The following is a 15843-nucleotide window of genomic DNA, read 5'->3' on the forward strand; positions in this document are numbered from 1 at the left end:
CATCAATTTTCTGACAAATATTTCTCAAATAAACTTCGAGTAATTTCTACCATCAATCAATGAAAATAATTTCGATTAATCAATCAGTAAAAATCCACACAAGTTGTTCTTCATAATCTCTTAATGATCTTTCTAACACCTCGTCAGCGCTAGAAGCTGGACTTCGATAAACTCAACAACTCAGCGCTTCACGCTTCGTTCGTTTCCGTCTATCTCGTCGGTATGGGATGCATTCTATACGGTTTTGCTACGAGTGCAAGCTCTTTTAACTGGCTGCTTTATCGGGTGTTGTATTTTTATGCACTGTTTTGGTTCATTACTACACAAAATATAAGGTAAACTATTAATTATAAAGCAGAAATATGAATAAAATATTTCTGCTGTTTTTTTTAATGATTTAGTGGAGCTTGCTTACTTAATGTTCACACTGAGAATTTTCACTGGTTGCGTCGGTACATCTTGGTGCATACCATAGCTAGCAGTCGGTACTTTGATAATTTTATCGACCACATCCATCCCCTTCGTCACCTTACCAAAAACCGCATAGCCTGCATTCATAGATCCTTTATTTAAAAAGTCATTGTCAACGACATTAATAAAGAATTGGCTGGTGGCTGAGTTTGGGTTATTGGTACGTGCCATTGCCAGAGTGCCACGCGTGTTCTTTAAACCATTTGAAGATTCGTTCTTAATAGGTGCTTTGGTTTGCTTTTCGACCATGTTGGCATCCATTCCTCCACCCTGAATCATAAAACCAGGAATGACACGGTGAAAAATAGTTCCGTTATAGAAATTTGCTTTTGCGTAGTCTTCAAAGTTTTTGGCTGAAACTGGTGCTTTATCATTAAATAGCTCAATTTCAATATTTCCCATTGATGTTTTCATTTCCACCAGAGTATTGGCTGCATAGGTACACACACTGAATGTAGCCGCAGTCAATAACGCGAGGCTCTGTTTTAACATGTTGTGGGTTCCTATAATGCTGTTTTATATTTGGTTATATTTAACACAACTCTTTAAATTCAGATACTTTTAAACTTTCTATTTATAAGATCTAAATCATTGTTTTAAATTTATGTATGGATATTCAAATATTTAAAATGCTTTATTTGCATCTTACTTTAACTGTGTTTATCCCAAAATTTTCTGAATTTTTTACTCATTTCGATATAATTTTTCTTCGCAGTCCGCGATAAGCCCGCCATGTTAATGAAACCATGAGTCATGCTTGGATAATTATGATATGCCACGGAGACACCATGATGTCGTAGCTTATGGGCATAGATCTCAGCTTCATCATGCAGTACATCATGCCCTGCCGTAACAACAAAGGCGGACGCTAATTTTCTTAAACTACCATAAGTCGGGGAAATAATTGGATCATCCAAAGCAACCTGATGCTGAGTGGCATAATGTGCGGTCACAGTATCGATATCATCTCCAGTTAAAACTAGACCATCTTTATAAGCAAAAAAGGAAGGATGACGACTTTTAAAGTCTAATGCTGGATAAATTAGGAACTGGACTTGCGGGGCATAGGCTTTACCTATACTGCGTTGCGCAACCACCGCACTTAAATTGCCACCTGCACTGTCACCTGCAACTGCTATACGATTTTTTAAAATTTTGAGTTGCTTTCGATTTTGATACACCCAAGCCAAGGCATCTTCGCAGCTCTGTACAATTTGATATGGCGAGGCTTCTGGTGCCAAAGGATAATCAATACTGAGCACTTGGACATGCGCATGTACAGCCAATAAACGACACACTTCATCATAACTATCGATACTGCCCACCACAAAGCCTCCTCCATGATAGAACACCAACATCGGAAGTTTTTTATTGGGCGCAGGATGATAGTGACGCGCAAAAATAGTTCCACTTTGCAAAGGTAAGCGTAAATCTTCGACCTGTTTAATGGCGGTCGATTTTGCTGTAATAAGCTGACTTTGTAATTCAAAGGCTTTACGAGAGTGTTGTGCATCTGCCGAAATAAAGCCTACTTTGTTCTGTTTGTATTGAACTGCCACTAGACATTTAATAAAGGAGTCTAATTCGGGGTAGTGATAAGGATAGGCTAAGGCCTTGACGATATTCTCCTGTACAAAATTAGGCAACTTATCGAGTAGTCGCGCTACTGTAGCTTGATTTTGCTCCATCACTTTTTGTATTGAGATGCCCATAAACGACTTATTCCTTGTTGTTTTATCTTTCGGTCAAACTTTACTGAACAAGTTCAACCTTAAATTATGGCTTTTGCAACAAAGCTAATCTGCTTTAAGCATATTGTCATTAACACTATGACTGCAAGTTTAAGTCAAAATCATCAATACACACGCAGTCTTACATAGAAAATACTGAAATAATTTTGAATTGAGATAGCTTCAGACAGTACACCTCATTCAAGTACTGTCTTCACTCTATATGCCGTTTTCAACTCAACAACATTATGCGTTATTGTTGAATCGATTGCGGTTGGTTTTGCATTTGCTCCGTTGATGCCTGAGGGACATTCGAGTTTACAGATCCATCGACTTGTGTCGCAATTCCGTCTTGTCCTTGTACTGCAACCTCTGCTCCAGTCGAGATTTGAGCTGTTTCAGTCGCTTGTACAGGGTCTTTAGATGCACAACCCACTGCAAGCACTGAAATAGCTAACATAGAAATCGTCAATAGTCCGACTTTTTTCATACTTTGTTCCTCTTCAAATAAAAAATACAAAAACCAATCTTTAGTTTTGCGAAGTCATCATTCATGTTTTTTCAATGCGTTGCGCACATGTATGGTGAGCGTTTTTTATTTGTTGGTTACATTCTGCAATCTTTTATTAAGCTTGTTTTGAAGCATCATTTTTTTCTTCGAGCAAGAAAATGAATTAAGTGATTATTTTTAATCGCATAAAGTACATCGTTGCAGCTCAATACACCTCAGAAAGTAGGTTTTCTTAAAAAATATCGAAATGAAAAGACTTACTGCTGTTGCCAAGTATCTACAGAACCTTTAACTCATCACGTTTCTACTGTGCTCAACCTATACGATGTAGCAATTCTCAACAATTTTCAAAAAAAAGCTTATTCAAAGGTTGAATAAGCTTTAAAAACAGATTTTTAAAATATCTATAAACCACGATGACCGTGATTGTGGTGATCCGTCCTCAAAACATTTGCCCAAATCATGAAAGTCTGCTCATCATGATCATTTTTATGCAAATTATCATTAAGGCCACTGCATCTCGCCTTTGACCACTTTAGCGCCCAACTCTAAGCTGCTTGACTCACCTAAAGCAGGATACTGTGTGTGCATGATTCCGATTAACTCAGCTGAGTTTTTGCTGGCTTTCACCGCTTTCTCATATTGCTTTAAATAGTCTATCGAGAAATTCACAGCATCAAGACCTTCGGCCGCACCAGCGTTCATATGTGCAGGAACCACGACTTCAGGTTGAAGCGCTTTGATTGATTCCAATGTCTTAACCACTTCAGCACGATCTTTGGAGCTTGGCGTGTCTGCCATCCACAAATGAATACCCGATGAAACAGGAATTCCACCGACCACTGCTTTAGCGCTTGGAATCCATAAATAGGTCAGTTCTTTTTGACCTTTAATGTCAATCTGTTCACTTTCAAGCTTTAAAATTTGAGCCGTATAGGCTTGCGGAACAATAATTTTGCTTGGTGCGTTGGCTCCCATTTTTTCTCCCCAGTACTGCACTTTTAATGCTTGGGTATCTTGAATATGTTGCACCGTTTCAGGCGTTGCAATGATTTTAACCTTCGGGAAATAGTACTGAAAAACATCCAAACCAAAATAATAGTCAGGATCACCATAGCTGACAAAAATCGTGCTTAAAGTCTTACCTCGATCGAGAATATCCGCGGCAATTCTCAGTGCCTCTGATTTAGAAAATTGAGCATTCACCAACATGACTTCTTTATCGCCTTCAATCAGGGTAGATGTCACGCCGAAATGTTCAGGCTTAGCTAAATAGGTGTGAATTTTTAGGTCTTGCGCATAGGCAGTGGAGCTAAGCGCTAAAGCAGTGAAGGCAAGGGCATAAAACTTGGTTTGCATGGTATTCATCTCTTATTTGATTTTGAATATTTTAAATTTCAGTTTCTGACAAATAAACAGCTCAACTTAAGATAAACTGTTGCAATATACGCAACAATAAACATAAATATGGATACCCTAAAAGCCATTCAAGTCTTTGTCTGTATTGCCCAACAAGGCAGTTTGACCAAAGCCGCAGACCAGCTCAATGTTTCTCGCGCCATGGTATCTCGCTACCTTGAACATCTAGAAAATCATTTTTCGACCCGATTATTTCATCGCAATACCCGTAAAATTTCCCTGACATCGACAGGAGAGCAAGCTCTGCATTACTGCGAGAATATTTTGCAACAGCAGCAACTCCTTTTAGAAATGACTCATGATCAACAACAGATTGGTACCATTCGACTGACTACAGGGCTTTTTTTACTGCAAAATGGCCTAGCAGAATGCATTAAGCAATTTAGACAGCAGTTTGCATTTGTACAATTCGATATTGTGATTACAGAAGACACTCTCGATTTAATTGATGCCCAAATCGATTTAGCCTTTCGGATTAGCCCTAAAATAGCTGAAGGTTTAATTGCTCGCCCGCTCTTTCCGATTGACTCTGTTTTATGCGCACATTCCGATTATTTGGCACAAGCGCCCGAGATTCAACATCCTGAACAGTTGTTACAACATACCTGCCTGACCCATCACAGCATGCATTCGGTTTGGACGCTAAACGCACCCAATCAACACCCGCAAAACTATAACTTACATAGTGTGATCCAAAGCAATGATGCCTATGCGTTATTAGAAATGTGCAAACAGGCACAGGGCATTGCCATGTTACCAACCGCATTGGTGCAAACTGAGCTGAATCAAAATCGGCTACATCAGATTCTGCCCGACTACGCCCTGCCGCAAATGCAACTGTCTGTGGTGTATTCATCGCGGCGACATTTAAGTAAAAAAACGCAAGAATTCATCGCATTTGTGATTCAACACTTCAATTTATCTGAGAAAAAACAGAAATAGTGCAAATTTAATCAAGCATGCAACTTGAATTTTGCTTTCCTGCCCCGACCTCTTTTACTAATCATGAATTTCATAACTCATGACAGTTCAGAATTAACCAGTGAACACTGACGCCAAAGGACTGTACATGTTTAAGAACCCTTTTAAACGGAGTAAATCAATGACAACTGAGCAAAACGAACAGGCTCAAGACCTTCAACAAGAGCAAGCTGAGTCACAAACAGCGCAAACTCAAGCTGAAACCGAGCAAACAAACGTTTCAGTTGAAGATTTACAAGCGCAAATCGGCAAACTTGAAGAAAGCTTGAAATTAGAAAAAGCCCGTACAGCAAATGCCGTTTATGAAGCACAGAAGAGTGTTGAGCGCATTCAACGTGAATCTGACAAACACAAAGAGACGGTTTTGGAAAAGTTCGCCAAAGAACTTCTCGATGTTGTGGACAATTTAGAACGTGCCATTCAAGCCGCAGGTGAAGAAGAAACTCCTGTACTTGAAGGTGTAAGACTGACTTTGAAATCTTTACTGACCACCCTTGAGAAATTTGGTGTGATCGAGGCAGATACAAAAAATGGTTTCAATGCAGATTTACACCAAGCGGTTGGGATTGATCCAAATGCCAAAGCGAACGAAATTGGGACCGTTTTACAGAAAGGTTACACCTTAAATGGTCGTTTACTTCGCCCTGCTATGGTGATGGTAGGCGCATAAACCCTATAAATACGGGAGTTTGTGAAAAATTTTCAGAAAAATAACTTGAAAAATTTTGAACGGCTCTCATATCGGATAACAAGCAAAAACATTGCACAAAAATTTTTGAGGAACAGATCTAATGGCTAAAATCATTGGTATTGACTTAGGTACAACAAACTCATGCGTTGCTGTACTTGAAGGCGACAAAGTTAAAGTAATCGAGAACGCTGAAGGCGCTCGTACAACTCCATCGATCATTGCGTATAAAGATGGTGAAATCTTGGTTGGTCAGTCTGCAAAACGTCAGGCCGTGACTAACCCTAAAAATACATTATTCGCGATCAAGCGTTTAATCGGTCGTCGTTATGAAGACCAAGCGGTACAAAAAGACATCGGTCTTGTACCTTACAAAATCATCAAAGCAGACAATGGCGATGCTTGGGTTGAAGTCAACGACAAAAAACTTGCACCACAACAAATCTCTGCTGAAATCTTGAAAAAGATGAAGAAAACAGCTGAAGATTATTTAGGTGAAACAGTGACAGAAGCCGTGATTACGGTGCCTGCTTACTTTAACGATGCTCAGCGTCAAGCAACCAAAGATGCGGGTAAAATCGCTGGTCTTGATGTGAAACGTATCATCAACGAACCAACTGCTGCGGCACTTGCGTTCGGTATGGACAAAAAAGAAGGCGACCGCAAAATTGCAGTTTACGACTTAGGTGGTGGTACTTTTGACGTATCTATCATTGAAATTGCTGACCTTGATGGCGACCAACAAATCGAAGTGTTATCAACCAATGGTGATACTTTCCTTGGCGGTGAAGACTTTGATAACGCATTAATTGAATTCTTGGTTGAAGAATTTAAGAAAGAACAAAGTGTGAACTTGAAAAATGATCCACTTGCGTTACAACGTTTGAAAGAAGCTGCTGAAAAAGCAAAAATCGAGCTTTCTTCATCAAATGCGACTGAAATTAACCTTCCATATATCACGGCTGATGCGACTGGTCCTAAACACTTAGTGATCAATGTAACTCGTGCAAAACTTGAAGGTTTAGTGGCTGATTTAGTGGCTCGTACCATTGAGCCTTGCCGTATCGCGCTTAAAGATGCTGGTCTTTCGACTTCTGACATCTCTGACGTAATCTTGGTAGGCGGTCAATCACGTATGCCAATGGTTCAACAACAAGTTCAAGAGTTCTTTGGCAAAGAGCCACGTAAAGACGTGAACCCGGATGAAGCGGTTGCGATTGGTGCTGCGATTCAAGGTGCAGTGTTGTCTGGTGACAAAACTGACGTACTTCTTCTTGACGTAACTCCATTGACTCTTGGTATTGAGACTATGGGTGGCGTGTTAACAGCAATTATTGAGAAAAACACCACGATTCCTGCGAAGAAATCACAAGTGTTCTCTACTGCTGCAGACAACCAACCTGCGGTAGACATTTCAGTTTACCAAGGTGAACGTAAAATGGCTCAACAAAACAAATTGTTGGGTAACTTCCAATTAGGCGATATCCCACCTGCTCCACGTGGTGTTCCGCAAATTGAAGTATCGTTCGACATCAACGCGGATGGTATCTTGAAAGTATCTGCGAAAGATAAGAGCACGGGTAAAGAGCAATCAATCCAGATTAAAGCAAACTCAGGTTTGTCTGATGCTGAAATCGAAGCAATGATCAAAGATGCTGAAGCGAATGCTGAAGAAGATCGTAAGTTTGAAGAGTTAGCAAAAGCTCGTAACGAAGCGGATGCTCTTGTTTCTAGCTCGAATAAAGCAGTAAAAGATCTTGGTGATAAAGTTACTGAAGATGAAAAAACTGCAATCGCTACTGCGGTTTCTGAACTTGAAGCTTCAACTAAAGAAAATGATGTTGAAGACATTAAAGCGAAAACTGAAGCTTTACAAAACATCTTAATGCCAATCACCCAACGTGCTTATGAACAAGCGCAAGGTGCTGGTGGCGCTGAAGGTTTTGATCCAAATGCATTCCAAGGTGATGCTGCTGGTCAACAACAGAAAGCGGACGATGGCGTTGTAGATGCTGAGTTCACTGAAGTCAAAGATGACAAAAAATAATTTGTCTCTTTAAAAAAGACCGCGCGAAAGCGCGGTTTTTTTATTGAAAAATATTTCCACAATCCTTACTTTTCGCTACATTAAGCACAAACGAAAAAGAAAAATGATTTATGCATCGATTTGGTTTAACGCTACTCTTCTTGGCTGTACTTTGGCTCAGTTACCAAAGCCATGCACACTATCAATTACGTTATAACGCCTGGTCAGATCGAGTATTTCATCCTTTTGACCAACGATTACGCTTTAGAATTGGCAATGTTGATCCGCGTTTTGGTCTCACTCAAGCTCAAGTCATACAACTGAGTCAGGAAGCCCTAGAAATCTGGCAGCAAGGTACACAACAAACGCTGTTTGTTTATGATCCAAATGCAAAACTCAGTATCGAGTTAATCTATGATCAACGTCAGCAAGATGCCAATGCCTTGAAGCAAACCCAACAAAAACTAGATAAGAGCAAGAATCAAAACAACCGCTCTTCGGATAATATTGAACGCGCCAGAACTCAGCTAGATTTAACCCAACATCGTTTAGAACAACAAAAACAACAATTGGAAGCTGAATATCGCTATTTAAACAGCCAACAAGCTCAGGTACAGTCCGCACAACAGCAACAAAATTTACGTGATCAACTCCTCCAACTACAATACAGAACTGCCCAGTTCGAACAAGAAGCGGCTTATTTTCAACAACAGAATGATTCATTTAACCAACAAGTCGATCAACACAATGTGGGTATCGCACAACTGAATCAACAAATTTTACAAGCCCAACAACGCTTCCCTGCACGCGAATTTCATAAAGGCGTGTTTATGGGCAATAAAATTGAAATCTACCAATTTGATGGAAATGATGATCTTAGACTCACCATCGCACATGAATTAGGCCATGCGCTAGGATTGGCGCATCATAATGACCCACAAGCCCTGATGTATCCTATTTTAGGAGAACAAGATTTACAGCATTTTAGGCTCAGAGCTGCAGATTTACAGTTATTGGCTGCACACCAATAGCCTTGTGAAAAATACCCTTAAACCTTATAAGGCTTTTTGCTTGATTTGCGCAGCAAAAGATTGGATTTCATGCTATTGTGATAGAACCATCCACACAGCAAACTGAGCGGAGAACAATGTGAGTTACTACCATATTCTCATTGAAGTGAATGATCATATCAGCACAATTGAACAGACACGCGATCTGGAATTGTTTGATATTATTGAAATTCAGCCTTATCTCCACTCTATTATCCTGCCGTATTTCAATGAGCAAGAAATTGAACTGGAAGATGAAAATATTGAATATCAGGATATTTTGCATTTAGAAATCAAGCAGACTTTGCTGCCGATTGAGCACTTGATTGAAGAAGAACAACGACTTTTACCAAGTGATACAGATGTCACCATCACTGCACATGAAATTTTTAATAACCGCGATTTAAGTCAAGATGTGACCACTGTTATTTTTGATATTCTAGACGCGGTAAAATTAGATCCGATCGAAGTCGAATAAAGCACCTGAAATGCGATGACGGTACACCTGCACCGTCATCTTTCCGTTTTACTTCATCATTAATTTGGCATTTTCATTACGAAAGGCCTGCAAAGTCTGTTGCCCTGCACGTCCAGTCGAATTTAAACCCATACGAATTTGCTCATCACGAATCGCTTGTCGGGTTTTATCACCAATCAAACCATCTACTTGACCAATGTCATAACCACGATTGAGTAAATATTGCTGAATTTCACGACGTTCTGCACGCGACGTACCTGCATCATTGGTGGGCCAACTTTGTTGAAACTCACCTTTGCCTTGTAAACGATCCGATAAATGCGCAATCGCTAAGGCATAACTTTCAGCTGCGTTATAACCATAAATGGCATCAAAGTTCTTAAAAACTAGGAATTTAGGTCCATTTTCACCTGCGGGTGCCATTAATCCTGCTGGGGTACTGGTAGATAAATTGCCTTGAATTAAAGCACCACCATCTGCTCGCGTCAGCCCTTGATTGATCCAGTAAGACAAACTTTTCTTATTACGGCGCCCTTCACCTGAAATAGACAGGCTTGCGGGCGTAGTTACCTCAAAGCCCCACGGCATACCTGTTTGCCAACCCCGCTTGGTCAAAAAATTGGCGGTCGAAGCCAATGCATCTGAGGTACTCGAGACCAAATCACGGCGACCATCACCGTCAAAATCGACAGCTAACTCTTCATAAGTCGAAGGCATAAACTGGGTATGACCAAATGCCCCAGCCCACGAACCCCTTAATTGTTCTTCTTTTAAATCACCACGCTGTAAAATACGCATAGTGGCAAAAAACTCACCACGGAAATAACTTTGACGGCGACCTTCACAACTTAAAGTCCCTAAAGCTTGTAATAAAGGATAACTGCCCGAAATATTGCCAAAATTACTCTCAACACCCCAAACCGCCACCACAGTTTCGACAGGCACACCATAAGTTTGGGCAACACGATTCAGGATCTCACGATGCTGAGCTAATTTTTGTCGTCCCATTTCAACCCGTTCATTATCGACCAGACCCGACAAATAATCCCAAATTGGAGTCGAAAATTCAGGTTGATAATTTAACTTATCAATCACGCTATAATCAGGCGTTAAATTTTGGGTATAACGATCATAAGTTGAAGCGCTGACACCTGCATTAAGGGCTTGACTACGTAAATTTGACAAACAACCTTGGAAATTATTCTCGGCACTGTAAGCACTTTGGTTTGTTAAGTTATTATTATAAGTCGAAACAGAAGTAGGCTGACCATTAATAATCAGTTCTGCATGGGATGGTGCCGCGACCCAGAAAATGGATCCAAAAATAAAATAATTAATTCGTTTCATCATCACTTTCGTTTTAAATTCAAATTATGCGCCTACCTTAACATTCCAGTACAAAATTGACAGATAAGAAAGGTAAAATTTGAATTCATTTTCTTAATTTTAAATTCATATTTCACTTTTAAATTTAAAAATAGTTACCCACAACCCAAATCACGCGTTAATTTAAATTCAAAAGCATCACTTTAAATTTAAAACCAAAAATTTGAATTTAAAACAGGTTATCCACAACCGTATTTTTTAAATTCAAAGCCGACAACCCTACAATTCAAACCCACTCGACGCGAATTATTAGATCGAATACAGCATTTTGAATTCAAAAGTCCCAATGCACATGCTTTTAAATTTAAAAGAATGAATTTAAAGCTTCAACTGACGTTTAAATTCATATTATTTGTCCTCAATCGACTATTTAAATTCAAAAACAAATTTTAGAATTTAAATTTAAAACCCAAAATCAGTTTTAAATTCAAATAATTTATCCACAGTTGATGTTTTATTCTTTATTTAAATTCAAACTTTTTACAAAACCCAAGTTTTAAATTCAAAATATTTTTCTATTTTCTTATTCTTCTACAACCCAAATATACGATTTAAAGCTTATTTTTCATTCATTCAATACACAACAAAAAGCTAAAATTTACGATAAAAGGCACTGCCTCAATGCAAGGTCGCGTAGCATGCCTGAGTTCTCAGCATAAAAAAAGCGATCCACAGAGTGATCGCTTTTTTGCTAAACAGTTTAGGATTTAAATGGTCATATCTTCGCTTAATGCTAAAGGTACAGGCAAAATTTTCGCCAATTGACGGCATAAACTGGTCAATTGAGTACTGTCATTTGGCATTAAAGTAATGTGACCAATCTTACGGCCCGCACGTTCTGTTTTGTTATATAAATGCAGATGTGCACCATTTAACGCCAAAACCTGCTCAGATTTTGGATATTGACCAATGATATTGATCATCACAGTAGGGCGCACCACTTCGGTTGAACCCAAAGGTAGGCCTGCAACCGCACGAATATGATTTTCAAATTGCGAACAGACCGCACCTTCAATTGACCAATGACCTGAGTTGTGCACACGCGGTGCCATCTCATTGGCAAATAGACCTTGCTCCGTCACGAACAATTCCAGTGTTAACACACCGACATAATTCAAGTGATTCAACAAACGCGTGATGTAATCTTGTGCCGCTGGTTGTAAATCCGCACTGTTGGGCGCAGGAACAATCGAATGCGACAAAATCCCGTGATGGTGATGATTTTCAGCCAAAGGCCAAGTTTTTACTTCACCATCTTGACCACGTACTGCAATAATGGAAACTTCACGCGAGAACGTCACAAAACTTTCTGCAATCAAGCTTTTTGCTGGACCTAATTCGGCCCACGCTTGCTCAATTTGATCTTCGCTACGCAGCACAAACTGACCTTTACCGTCATAACCGCCAGTGGCTGTTTTCAGTACCAGTGGCAAACCTAGCGTCGTAACAGCTTGCTGTAAACTTGCTAAAGAATCCACGGCTTGATACGGCGCAACTGGAATCTGTAGCTCATCAAACAATGCCTTTTCAGACAAACGATGTTGTGCAATAGCTAAAGCTTGACGTGGTGGGTGAATGGCTTTGCTTTGCGTCAAAAGATCGACATCAGCCAGTGGTGTATTTTCAAATTCCAGACTAAAAACGTCTGCACTTTGAATAAACTGTTGCAGACCTTGTTCAGTCTGACTTGAAATCACCTGACCTAAAGCTGCGGAAGGGCAGTCTGTATCTGCTTCATAGAAGGTACATTGAATATTGAGTGGTAAAGCAGCTTGCGCCATCATACGACCCAACTGACCACCACCAAAAATACCGATGGTTTTGTTCATAACCTGTGTCCCGTTTTTAAGCTTGGCTTTAGTTTTGACCAGGAATATTGTTGCTTGCCACTTTTTCCGTTTGTGCTGCACGGAAATTTGCTACATTTTCAGCAATCTCTGGACGCGTCAAACCAAGAATTTGTGCTGCCATAATCGCTGCATTGGTTGCACCCGCAGGACCAATCGCCAATGTACCCACTGCGATACCAGCAGGCATTTGCACGATTGAAAGCAATGAATCTACACCATTCAAGATTGAAGATTTTACGGGTACACCCAGTACCGGTAAATCAGTTTTTGCTGCACACATACCTGGTAAATGCGCTGCGCCACCTGCACCAGCAATAATCACCTGAATACCACGCTCACGTGCTGTTTCAGCATATTCGAATAAACGATCTGGGGTACGGTGTGCAGAAACCACTTCAGCTTCAAATGGGACACCAAGTTGCTTAAGCATATTGGCAGTGTGTTCGAGAGTCGCCCAATCAGATTGAGAACCCATGATAATTCCTACGAGGGGTTGAGCGTCTTGTGCTGCGGCCGCATTCATTGCTAATGTTCCAGAGACTAGTGTGAAAGAGGATAAATCTCGACGAGAGCCAAGCTTTAAATGGTTCAGAAGCCCCATATTATAGACTGCTTTTTCATCTCTCCAAAATTTAAGCAGGGCTAGAGCGAGATATTTTTAGTTTTTTTTCGATAAAAATAAGGAAATGATTCCCTTGATGAAAAAATCAGCCGCTATAAGTACTATTTTGGCCGTTCTATAGTGAACCGATTGCAGTAAGTTTTTTACATCATCTCAGAAAAATAGTCACCACAACCGCATTCTTATTAAAACTGTTATTGGCTTCTAAATACGAAATACACACAACCCAATAAACAACATCCAGCCCAGAGATAGTCTAATTTAAAGGGCTGTTTAAATAGATAAATCATAAATGGCACAAAAACCAACAAGGTCATAACTTCTTGGGTAATTTTCATTTGCCCTACAGACCAGCCATCCTGTGCCAAGAGACGAGTGGCAGGAATCATAAAAGCATATTCTAGTAAGGCAATTAACCAGCCAAATAAAATTGCTTGCCACAAGGGTGCGCCATGTAAAAATTTTAGATGTCCATACCAAGCCAATGTCATAAAACAATTGGATATTACTAACAATGCAAACGGAATCAGCATGGTATTCATCATTACTCTACATTCACAATTAGGACCTAAAATAGGCTCAAAAGTATAAGTCAAAGTGCTCTTTTTAGGGAGTTTTATCGACTTTAATCTTGGCTCAATCTGTTGTAAATGAACTGTCTAAATTGATACAAGAAAAACTATCTTTTCGCTAAGAGCCTTGATATCGTTGCTGTCAAATCGAATCAATTCTGACAACAACACCAATTACGAAGTGCTGTGTCAAAAAGCAGTGGAGTTAAAGATCAATGCATCTGCATATTTTGGGTATTTGCGGCACCTTTATGGGTTCATTGGCGTTATTAGCGCGAGATTTAGGACATAAGGTAACAGGTTCAGATCTGAACGTTTATCCGCCCATGTCCACCCAACTGGAAAATGCAGGCATTACTTTAATGCAAGGCTATGATCGTAGCCATTTAGAACCGCACCCCGATTTAGTCATTGTCGGCAATGCCATGAAACGCGGAATTGACGCAGTTGAATATATGCTCAATGAGGGTTTACCCTACATTTCAGGGCCACAATTCCTTGCAGATCATGTCTTGCAAGGTAAACATGTGCTTGGGGTTGCAGGGACTCATGGTAAAACCACCACCACCACCATGTTGGCGTGGGTATTGGATCAGGCAGGCTTAGAACCAGGCTTTTTAATTGGTGGCGTGCCTTTAGGTTTCTCTGAAAGTGCTCGCTTAGGCGGCGGAAAATACTTCTGTGTTGAAGCAGATGAATACGATTCGGCATTTTTCGACAAACGTTCTAAGTTTGTGCATTACCATCCCAAAACAGCCATTTTAAACAACCTTGAATTTGACCATGCTGACATTTTTGATGATTTGGCTGCCATTCAAAAACAATTCCATCATTTAGTGCGTACCATTCCAAGTGAAGGTCGCATTATTGCCCCAATTACCGAAAGCAACATTGATGAAGTATTGGAAATGGGCTGTTGGACACCTGTGGTACGCACTTCTTTAGTGGCTCAAGCTAATGCAGCACTTTATGCAGAACAGCTTTCAGCAGATGGCTCCCATTTTAAAGTATTACAACACGGTGTAGTCAAAGGCGAAGTGAAATGGAACATGACAGGGCAACATTCGGTAGCGAATGCCTTAGCCACCATTGCTGCGGCTGAACACGTGGGCGTAAGCATTGAAACTGCCTGTGAAGCACTGTCTCACTTCGGTGGTGTAAAGCGTCGTATGGAGTTATTGGGTACCGTTCGTGGCGTTGAAGTCTATGATGACTTTGCCCATCATCCAACTGCGATTGACACCACACTTGAAGGTGCACGTAAGCGTTTAGGTGAACGTAAACTTTGGGCGATCATTGAACCGCGTTCAAACACCATGCGTATGGGTAGCCATAAAGATGGACTGGCATATTCAGCACGTCTGGCAGATGAAGTGATTTGGTATCAACCTGAAGGTCTGGATTGGGACTTACAACCCGTGATTGATGCTGCATCCAACAAAGCGATTGTGGCGCGTTCCCTCGAAGATATTATTCAAACTGTAGTGAACGAAGCAGGAGAGGGTGACGCCGTGGTGATTATGTCCAACGGTGGTTTTGGCGGCTTACACCAAAAATTGATCAGCGCTTTAAACGCCTAAATGTGTGCATTTAAAAGCCCGCTACGGCGGGCTTTTTTATACCATTACCCAATTAAAAAACAGACATGGTTCCGACATATTCAAAGTCTTTTAGTTTCGCCCAGCCTTGAACCGTATCACCCAAACGCTTACTCAGATACATGATCGAAACCCATTGTTCTTTGCCATCATCATACGTGCTATACGCGGTAATAGAGTCACTTTTAAGAATGAACAGATCTTTGATTTTACAACTATTACTTGGTGCAGAATGAAAATACACTCTGGATGGGGCAATCACTTTCATGCCCCAACGGGGAATCATCTGGACTTCTTTTTGTCTCGCCTTTTCCTCAAGTTTTGCACAATCTTCAGCAAATACTAAAGGGGAGAGCAAACTACATAGGGCAAGAGATAAAAGCTTCTTCATTTACGTCAATTCAACTGTGTTAAACACACTGTTCAGGCAACGCAACCATGTTGTTCTCATTAAGTTGTAAT

15 protein-coding genes are annotated in these 15843 nt (G+C 40.3%); 6 read left to right on the forward strand and 9 right to left on the reverse strand.

All coding sequences use genetic code 11. The annotated features are described in order from the left end of the window. Positions 1–411: 411 nt before the first annotated feature. The 4 genes from E0H94_RS17025 to E0H94_RS17040 form a co-directional block, all read right to left on the reverse strand. On the reverse strand, positions 412–963 hold the full coding sequence (locus E0H94_RS17025; protein WP_131327578.1) for a peptidylprolyl isomerase: 552 nt from the start codon (positions 961–963) through the stop codon (positions 412–414). A 158-nt stretch (positions 964–1121) separates the two neighbouring features. After that, positions 1122–2183, reverse strand: coding sequence for an alpha/beta hydrolase (locus tag E0H94_RS17030; protein WP_131327579.1), 1062 nt, complete (start codon positions 2181–2183; stop codon positions 1122–1124). 271 nt (positions 2184–2454) lie between these two features. After that, positions 2455–2691, reverse strand: a complete 237-nt coding sequence (locus tag E0H94_RS17035; RefSeq protein ID WP_131327580.1) for a hypothetical protein — start codon at positions 2689–2691, stop codon at positions 2455–2457. A 525-nt stretch (positions 2692–3216) separates the two neighbouring features. After that, positions 3217–4071 (reverse strand): MBL fold metallo-hydrolase, encoded by an 855-nt coding sequence (locus E0H94_RS17040; RefSeq protein WP_131327581.1) that lies wholly within the window; start codon positions 4069–4071, stop codon positions 3217–3219. A 108-nt stretch (positions 4072–4179) separates the two neighbouring features. Between E0H94_RS17040 and E0H94_RS17045 the strand changes: the two genes are divergently transcribed. The 5 genes from E0H94_RS17045 (at position 4180) to E0H94_RS17065 (ending at position 9353) form a co-directional block, all read left to right on the forward strand. Then, positions 4180–5073, forward strand: coding sequence for a LysR family transcriptional regulator (locus tag E0H94_RS17045; protein WP_131327582.1), 894 nt, complete (start codon positions 4180–4182; stop codon positions 5071–5073). A gap of 160 nt (positions 5074–5233) precedes the next feature. Continuing rightward, entirely contained in the window at positions 5234–5782 is a 549-nt protein-coding gene (gene grpE, locus E0H94_RS17050) for a nucleotide exchange factor GrpE (RefSeq protein WP_131327583.1), read from the forward strand. Positions 5783–5903: 121 nt separating this feature from the next. Beyond that, entirely contained in the window at positions 5904–7847 is a 1944-nt protein-coding gene (dnaK, locus tag E0H94_RS17055; RefSeq protein ID WP_131327584.1) for a molecular chaperone DnaK, read from the forward strand. Between the two features lie 110 nt (positions 7848–7957). After that, entirely contained in the window at positions 7958–8857 is a 900-nt protein-coding gene (locus E0H94_RS17060; protein ID WP_131327585.1) for a matrixin family metalloprotease, read from the forward strand. Positions 8858–8975: 118 nt separating this feature from the next. Then, on the forward strand, positions 8976–9353 hold the full coding sequence (locus E0H94_RS17065; RefSeq protein ID WP_131327586.1) for a hypothetical protein: 378 nt from the start codon (positions 8976–8978) through the stop codon (positions 9351–9353). A gap of 48 nt (positions 9354–9401) precedes the next feature. On the opposite strand, the gene E0H94_RS17070 is transcribed toward E0H94_RS17065, so the two are convergent. From E0H94_RS17070 to E0H94_RS17085, 4 genes are all read right to left on the reverse strand, one after another. Beyond that, positions 9402–10700, reverse strand: a complete 1299-nt coding sequence (locus tag E0H94_RS17070) for a lytic murein transglycosylase (protein ID WP_131327587.1) — start codon at positions 10698–10700, stop codon at positions 9402–9404. Between the two features lie 746 nt (positions 10701–11446). Beyond that, positions 11447–12610 (reverse strand): 5-(carboxyamino)imidazole ribonucleotide synthase, encoded by a 1164-nt coding sequence (locus tag E0H94_RS17075; protein ID WP_319922786.1) that lies wholly within the window; start codon positions 12608–12610, stop codon positions 11447–11449. Then, positions 12597–13112, reverse strand: coding sequence for a 5-(carboxyamino)imidazole ribonucleotide mutase (gene purE, locus E0H94_RS17080; RefSeq protein WP_131327589.1), 516 nt, complete (start codon positions 13110–13112; stop codon positions 12597–12599). Before purE ends, E0H94_RS17075 begins: the two co-directional genes overlap by 14 nt. Before the next feature lie 293 nt (positions 13113–13405). Further along, positions 13406–13744: a DMT family protein gene (locus tag E0H94_RS17085; protein WP_131265648.1), complete on the reverse strand. Its 339-nt coding sequence runs from the start codon at positions 13742–13744 to the stop codon at positions 13406–13408. 254 nt (positions 13745–13998) lie between these two features. Here E0H94_RS17085 and mpl point away from each other — a divergent pair, with 254 nt between their 5' ends. After that, the gene (mpl, locus tag E0H94_RS17090) at positions 13999–15363 is read left to right on the forward strand and encodes a UDP-N-acetylmuramate:L-alanyl-gamma-D-glutamyl-meso-diaminopimelate ligase (protein ID WP_131327590.1); all 1365 of its coding nucleotides are present in this window, start codon (positions 13999–14001) and stop codon (positions 15361–15363) included. Between the two features lie 52 nt (positions 15364–15415). On the opposite strand, the gene E0H94_RS17095 is transcribed toward mpl, so the two are convergent. Next, a complete protein-coding gene (locus E0H94_RS17095) occupies positions 15416–15772 on the reverse strand; it encodes a hypothetical protein (protein WP_131327591.1) in 357 nt (118 codons plus the stop codon). Between the last annotated feature and the right edge of the window lie 71 nt (positions 15773–15843).

Origin of the sequence: Acinetobacter sp. ANC 4173, from assembly GCF_004331255.1 — a bacterium.
GTDB lineage: Bacteria > Pseudomonadota > Gammaproteobacteria > Pseudomonadales > Moraxellaceae > Acinetobacter.

Excerpts from the sequence above, each read along its gene's own strand:
- E0H94_RS17025 (WP_131327578.1), bottom strand. The coding sequence starts at position 963 with ATGTTAAAACAGAGCCTCGCGTTATTGACTGCGGCTACATTCAGTGTG.
- E0H94_RS17030 (WP_131327579.1), bottom strand. The coding sequence starts at position 2,183 with ATGGGCATCTCAATACAAAAAGTGATGGAGCAAAATCAAGCTACAGTA.
- E0H94_RS17035 (WP_131327580.1), bottom strand. The coding sequence starts at position 2,691 with ATGAAAAAAGTCGGACTATTGACGATTTCTATGTTAGCTATTTCAGTG.
- E0H94_RS17040 (WP_131327581.1), bottom strand. The coding sequence starts at position 4,071 with ATGCAAACCAAGTTTTATGCCCTTGCCTTCACTGCTTTAGCGCTTAGC.
- E0H94_RS17045 (WP_131327582.1), top strand. The coding sequence starts at position 4,180 with ATGGATACCCTAAAAGCCATTCAAGTCTTTGTCTGTATTGCCCAACAA.
- grpE (WP_131327583.1), top strand. The coding sequence starts at position 5,234 with ATGACAACTGAGCAAAACGAACAGGCTCAAGACCTTCAACAAGAGCAA.
- dnaK (WP_131327584.1), top strand. The coding sequence starts at position 5,904 with ATGGCTAAAATCATTGGTATTGACTTAGGTACAACAAACTCATGCGTT.
- E0H94_RS17060 (WP_131327585.1), top strand. The coding sequence starts at position 7,958 with ATGCATCGATTTGGTTTAACGCTACTCTTCTTGGCTGTACTTTGGCTC.
- E0H94_RS17070 (WP_131327587.1), bottom strand. The coding sequence starts at position 10,700 with ATGAAACGAATTAATTATTTTATTTTTGGATCCATTTTCTGGGTCGCG.
- purE (WP_131327589.1), bottom strand. The coding sequence starts at position 13,112 with ATGAATGCGGCCGCAGCACAAGACGCTCAACCCCTCGTAGGAATTATC.
- E0H94_RS17085 (WP_131265648.1), bottom strand. The coding sequence starts at position 13,744 with ATGCTGATTCCGTTTGCATTGTTAGTAATATCCAATTGTTTTATGACA.
- mpl (WP_131327590.1), top strand. The coding sequence starts at position 13,999 with ATGCATCTGCATATTTTGGGTATTTGCGGCACCTTTATGGGTTCATTG.
- E0H94_RS17095 (WP_131327591.1), bottom strand. The coding sequence starts at position 15,772 with ATGAAGAAGCTTTTATCTCTTGCCCTATGTAGTTTGCTCTCCCCTTTA.